Here is a 6,287-nt window from a genome sequence, read left to right on the forward strand (position 1 = left end):
AAACACGCTTATCACGACTGGTGTCATGAAGGTGTTCGAGTTCGGCTTTTTGCTTGTCGGTAATAAATATCTTCATAGTGGGTGAGCATGATCTTCTTACCGCGTAAAATCAAGCATCTTCAATGATCACGGGTATATAGGGAAAATCTCCGATCCCGGCTGCACTAATTAAATCAATTATCCCTTTCACTTTCGCGGCAAATCAGCCAAAATTTGCAGTTTACCGTGCGTTGCGTCGGTGTCCGAACACGTCATCTTCGATGGGATCAACGCGTCCCCTTTAGGTACAAATTATTTCTGCAGTCTCCTTCTGATATCCTGTTTATACCATCGGAAAGAGAACATTACGCAAAAGCAAACGATTAACAAACTATATACTGCCGTAACAAGTAGGTTCAGGAGTCATGTTTAGATGGCAACGATCAAAGATGTGGCAAAGTGTGCTGGCGTTTCAACAACAACCGTCTCTCACGTCATCAATAAAACACGTTTCGTCGCCGAAGAGACCAAAACGGCCGTGCGGGAAGCCATCAAGGAATTACACTACTCCCCGAGCGCAGTGGCTCGGAGCTTAAAGGTAAACCACACCAAATCCATCGGTCTGCTCGCCACCTCGAGCGAAGCACCCTACTTTGCGGAAATTATCGAAGCGGTTGAAAACAGTTGTTATGCAAAAGGCTATACCCTGATTCTGTGTAACTCGCATAATAACCTGGAAAAACAGCGGGCCTATCTTTCCATGCTGGCGCAAAAACGGGTTGATGGTCTGTTGGTAATGTGTGCGGAATATCCGCCTGAACTGCTGAGCATGTTGGCCGATTACCGCAGCATTCCCATGGTAGTGATGGATTGGGGTCAGGCACGCGGCGATTTCACTGACACTATCATTGATAACGCCTTTGAAGGAGGATATCTGGCTGGGCGTTACCTGATTGAACGTGGCCACCGCGACATCGGCGCTATTCCCGGTATTCAGGAACGCAACACGGGCAGCGGGCGTTATCTGGGTTTTCTCAAAGCCTTGCAGGAAGCGGATATCACCGTTCACGATGAATGGATTGTTCAGGGCGATTTCGAGCCGGAATCCGGTTATAAAGCCATGCACCACATTTTGGCGCAGAAACAGCGCCCGACCGCTATTTTCTGCGGCGGTGACATCATGGCCATGGGCGCCATCTGCGCGGCAGATGAGCTCGGACTACTCGTACCGCAAGATATTTCCGTGATTGGCTACGATAATGTTCGCCATGCACGTTATTTCACGCCTGCCTTAACCACGATCCACCAGCCAAAAGAGCATTTGGGCCAATCGGCTTTTACCATGCTGCTCGATCGCATCACCAGTAAGCGCGAAGATGCGCAGATGACTGAGGTTCACCCAACGCTTATCGAGCGTCGTTCTGTGGGTGACGGCCCTTTCCGCGACTACCGCCTTTGATGTTTAAGACGATTTTCTTATATGCCCTAAATAATTAGAGTTACGGGAAGGCCGCAAATGAGGGAATCACGATGAGCTTACTAAAGTAAGTGATTCGGGTGAGCGAGTGCAGACAACGCACCTGCAACTTGAAGTATGACGGGTATAGCGCGTTGATTTGTAGATTCTTCATGACTGCATCAATCAATTTTGACTTGTCCTCTGATTGAAGCAGTCGTACACTGTTTTTCATTCGGACAATATCCCTACACTTATCCTTATTATAACGAACGCACGACTGCGTATCAGGATATGTGCCCCTACGTGTTACCACGTGCCGGTGTTGACACTTCAGTCCCTCTGGTATCCAGAGAGTAGACGATGGATGTTATGCCCGCTGCCGCTGTGCAACGGGCAAGCATAAACGGCTGCGCACGAATGCAACCGCTTACTATTTGAACAACGGGTAACCTGCCCGTGATTCGAACACGCTACGCGCAACCCGCAGCGTTCGGGTTGATGAGAGACTGTCTATGCTGTTCCTTGCGGCGCTGTCTGGCAAGGTTGGGGGAAGTTATGAGTTCGTCATATGTAGAGGAACTGGCAGAACATAACACGTCCTGGTTCCGGATCGTACACGCGTTATTGGCTATCGCCGATATCAAAATCAATGGCTCACGCCCGTTTGATATTCGGGTACGTAACCCTGATTTCTACAAGCGCGTTCTGCGTGAAGGCTCCCTGGGACTCGGTGAAAGCTATATGGACGGTTGGTGGGAGTGCGATCGTTTAGACTGTTTTTTTCGGCGTATTTTACGCGCGGGGCTTGAGAAAAGGGCCACCCATCATCTTAAAGACATTTTGCACATTGTCGCTGCGCGCTTGATTAACCTGCAATCCCGCAAGCGAGCCTGGATCGTCGGCAAGGAGCATTACGATCTGGGCAACGATCTGTTTAGCCTGATGCTCGACACGCATATGCAATACTCCTGCGGCTACTGGAAAGAGTCCACTACCCTAGAACAGGCGCAACAGGCCAAACTGCGCATAATTTGCGAAAAACTTCAGCTTCAGCCAGGCATGACCCTGTTGGATATTGGCTGCGGCTGGGGCGGGCTGGCCGCCTATGCGGCACGCCATTATGGCGTATCGGTTTACGGCGTGACCATTTCGCGTGAGCAGCAAAAACTGGCTCAGGCGCGCTGTAGCGATCTCAACGTCACCATTGAATTGCAGGATTATCGCGACCTTAACCGACATTTCGATCGCATCGTGTCTGTCGGCATGTTTGAGCACGTTGGACCGAAAAATTATGATACGTACTTTCGCGTCGTCAGCAAAAATCTCAAACCCGAAGGGTTGTTTCTGCTGCATACCATTGGGGCAAATAAAACCGATTCGCAGGTTGATCCCTGGATTAACAAATATATTTTCCCAAACGGCTGCCTGCCCTCCGTGCGCCACATTGCCGCACACAGTGAACCTTATCTGGTGATGGAAGATTGGCACAATTTTGGGGCCGATTACGATAAAACCTTGATGGCCTGGCACGATCGCTTTGTAGCCAGTTGGCCGCAGTTAGCGGACCGTTATTCGCCGCGTTTTAACCGTATGTTCCGTTACTACCTGAATGCCTGCGCCGGGGCGTTTCGCGCGCGAAACATTCAACTGTGGCAGGTCTTGTTTAGCCCCCAAGGGATTGAAGGTGGCGTGCGTGTAGCGCGCTGATTTCGGTCAGCTTAACGCCGTACATCAAAGGGGTTACGGCATTTTTTATCGCCTTTTCAGCTCATGCTTCAGGCGCTCTGCGCGGCATTTGCCGTTGCGGCCTCTTGTGCCTGACGCTGTGCCAGCACACGTTCAACCGTGTCGATAACAGCCTGAGTTTGCGGGTCGATTTCGATATTGATCCGGTTCCCCAATCGCTTCTGGCCGAGCGTGGTGCGTTGCAGCGTTTCGGGAATCAAATGCACGCAGAAACGGCTGCGAGTCACCTCACCCACAGTGAGACTGATGCCATCAATCCCGATAAAACCTTTGTGCAGCACATAGTTCATCTGCGATTCATCGGAGAGTCGGAACCAAATCTGGTGGTTGTTTTCCGAGGTAAGAATTTTAACCACTTCGGCTGTGCACATAATGTGCCCGGACATAACATGTCCGCCAATCTCATCGCCGTATTTTGCGGCACGTTCAATATTAACCAGATCGCCCGGCGTGATATCGCCCAGGTTGGTCAGACGCAGCGTCTCTTTCATTAAATCAAAACTGACCCGATCGCCATCAATTGCCGTCACCGTCAGGCAGCAGCCGTTATTGGCGATCGAGGCACCTGTCACTAGGCCGGTCAGTAATTCGGGAGGAAGTTTTACCACATGCGTACGGAAGTTCGTTTTTTCATCGATGGACACCACCGGCGCGGTGCCTTGAACAATACCGGTAAACATACGCTTGCCTCATAATAAATCAGTGAAATAACTGAATTCTACTGTGCCAGTATCTCCCCCTACGCTAACGTGGCACGCTGCGAGGGAATAAAGGCTGACAAATCATTTTGCAGTTTGCCTCATAACGACTGGAAAACCAAACGCATTCCCGCCTTTGTCACCTGACAAATCCGATAAGACAACAGAACCTCTTCATTGACACAATATCTTACGAAGAAGTTGGTTTACTTATGCCAAGCAGCTACACTGGAACAACGTTCTGTCATCGATTGATTTTCCATCTCAGATGGATGGCTTCGAAAGCCATTTGTGCTCGTTATCTCGCTTGCGGTTGTTTACTTTCATTCATCCCAACCCCCTGCTGGAAAAGCAATGCGCCACCTCGCAGTGCTGCCGTATAACAGAAAGCGAGGGGGTATCGACTCCAGTTTTTCGTTTTAACAATTCAAGGAAGGTGTTTGCGTGCAGAAATATTTGTTAGAGGCTCGGAGCCTGTTAACGCTCGCGGTTCCTGTTATTATTGCGCAGGTTTCCCAAACTTCCATGGGTGTCGTTGACACCATTATTGCGGGTGCTTATAGCGCCACCGATATGGCAGCGGTTGCAGTCGGTACCTCCGTGTGGTTACCGGTCATCCTGTTTGGACATGGTTTATTAATGGCGCTCACGCCCGTGGTAGCCCAACTCAACGGCTCTGGCCGACGCCCGCGCATCGCCCATCAGGTTCAGCAGGCGTTTATTTTGGCCGCGATCGTTGCGGTTATCACCATGATAGTGCTGTATAACGGCAAGCATGTTATTGCCATGATGCATACCGACTCACCGGAGCTCGCGAATGTTGCCATCGGCTATCTGCACGTGATGCTGCTGGGAGTACCGGGCTATCTGTTCTATCAGGTGCTGCGCTGCCAGTGTGAGGGGTTATCCAAAACCAAGCAGGGCATGGTGATTGGCTTTATTGGCGTGCTGATCAATATTCCGCTGAACTACATCTTTATCTACGGCAAATTTGGCATGCCCGAACTGGGCGGTGTGGGTTGCGGCGTCGCGACAGCCTCTACCTATTGGATCATGATGCTGATGATGGCGTTTTACAGTATGCACGCACGTTGGCTTCGCGATATCAAGTGGCAGCGCTGGCAGATTGATTTCTCCGCCATGCGGCATCTGTTTTCGCTTGGTTTGCCCATTGCGCTCGCCCTGCTGTTCGAAGTATCTCTGTTTGCCATCGTCGCCCTGCTGATCCTGCCGCTCGGCGTCATTGATGTTGCCGGGCATCAGATAGCACTGAACTTCAGTTCTCTGATGTTCGTGTTGCCGTTGTCTATCGGCATTGCCTCGACGATCCGCGTTGGTCACCGGCTGGGGGAAGGCTCCATGGAAGATGCTCGTGTTGCGGCCTACACCGGCATCGCAACCGGCGTGATGCTGGCCTGTTGTACCGCTATTTTCACCGCGTTGCTGCGTGAGCAGATCGCCTTGTTGTATAACAAAAACACTGAAGTGGTCGCTATGGCGGCGCAGTTGATGCTTCTGGCCGCGATTTATCAGATTTCAGACGCGGTGCAGGCTATCGGTAACGGCGTATTACGTGGCTATAAAGATACGCGTTCCATTTTCTACATCACCTTCGTCTCCTACTGGATACTCGGTTTACCCAGCGGTTATCTGCTGGCAATGACCGATTATTGGGTGCCGCGCATGGGCCCTGCCGGTTTCTGGTGTGGCTTTATCATCGGACTCACTGCTGCCGCCATTATGATGGTGCTACGTATCCGTTATTTGCAACGCCAACCGCCCGGCGATATTCTGGCGCGCGCGGCGCGCTAGCCCTGATATCACCCAACGCAAGGGGGGGCACGCCACCAGCGTTGGGTGAAAAAAACGCAAAGTGAACACAAACGCAGCAGTCGTGCGGTTCAACCGCATAAATGTTGCATTTGCGTCTTGCCAGCACCACGTTCACTCGCTACTATGCGCCCCGCACGGCAGCAAAGGGCATTGCCCGCTGCATTAGTGACCCGTCTTACAAAAGGCGTTCTTAGCTCAGTTGGTTAGAGCACCACCTTGACATGGTGGGGGTCGATGGTTCGAGTCCATTAGAACGCACCATTTCTTGTTCCTCAGTGTTCTATTTATCTGTACTAGCTCAGACCTGATCTGACAGTTACCGATTATTTATACAGGTGTCTGTCAGATTACATCTGGTTCAGATTCTTTTCTGCCTAGATCCGTTTTCCATCGAGTAAAGTGGCCATCGGCGTACGCCCGCAGCACATTTTTCCCTGATGAGTTCGCTCATTATTGTAATGCCACAACCAGTTGTCCAGATCTACCTGCAGGCTTTCCAGGTCTCCATATAACTTCTTGTGGAACGTAACCTGATAAAAATCCTGCAAAATGGTTTTATGGAAGCGCTCGCA

The 6,287-nt window shown here is 50.9% G+C and carries 5 protein-coding genes and 1 tRNA gene; 4 read left to right on the forward strand and 2 right to left on the reverse strand.

Going from position 1 to position 6,287, the window contains the following annotated elements; all coding sequences use genetic code 11:
• Positions 1 to 412 precede the first annotated feature (412 nt).
• Together purR and cfa are read left to right on the forward strand one after the other, a co-directional pair.
• On the forward strand, positions 413 to 1,438 hold the full coding sequence (gene purR / locus QZ506_RS01765) for an HTH-type transcriptional repressor PurR (RefSeq protein WP_291968620.1): 1,026 nt from the start codon (positions 413 to 415) through the stop codon (positions 1,436 to 1,438).
• A gap of 555 nt (positions 1,439 to 1,993) precedes the next feature.
• Positions 1,994 to 3,145 carry a cyclopropane fatty acyl phospholipid synthase gene (gene cfa / locus QZ506_RS01770; protein WP_291968621.1) on the forward strand — a complete coding sequence of 384 codons (1,152 nt, stop codon included), beginning with the start codon at positions 1,994 to 1,996 and terminating at the stop codon, positions 3,143 to 3,145.
• 68 nt (positions 3,146 to 3,213) lie between these two features.
• Here the strand turns inward: cfa and QZ506_RS01775 are convergent, their stop codons facing one another.
• Positions 3,214 to 3,864, reverse strand: a complete 651-nt coding sequence (locus tag QZ506_RS01775) for a riboflavin synthase subunit alpha (RefSeq protein ID WP_291968623.1) — start codon at positions 3,862 to 3,864, stop codon at positions 3,214 to 3,216.
• Between the two features lie 462 nt (positions 3,865 to 4,326).
• Between QZ506_RS01775 and QZ506_RS01780 the strand changes: the two genes are divergently transcribed.
• Both QZ506_RS01780 and QZ506_RS01785 read left to right on the forward strand, forming a co-directional pair.
• Positions 4,327 to 5,694, forward strand: coding sequence for an MATE family efflux transporter (locus QZ506_RS01780; RefSeq protein WP_291968625.1), 1,368 nt, complete (start codon positions 4,327 to 4,329; stop codon positions 5,692 to 5,694).
• A gap of 205 nt (positions 5,695 to 5,899) precedes the next feature.
• Positions 5,900 to 5,976: transfer RNA gene (locus QZ506_RS01785), tRNA-Val, on the forward strand.
• Positions 5,977 to 6,089: 113 nt separating this feature from the next.
• Here QZ506_RS01785 and QZ506_RS01790 read toward each other — a convergent pair.
• Positions 6,090 to 6,287, reverse strand: a 198-nt coding sequence (locus QZ506_RS01790; RefSeq protein WP_291968627.1) for an integrase core domain-containing protein, incomplete at its 5' end; no start/stop codon positions are given.

This window comes from Candidatus Symbiopectobacterium sp., from assembly GCF_020054415.1.
In the GTDB taxonomy this organism is placed as follows: domain Bacteria; phylum Pseudomonadota; class Gammaproteobacteria; order Enterobacterales; family Enterobacteriaceae; genus Symbiopectobacterium.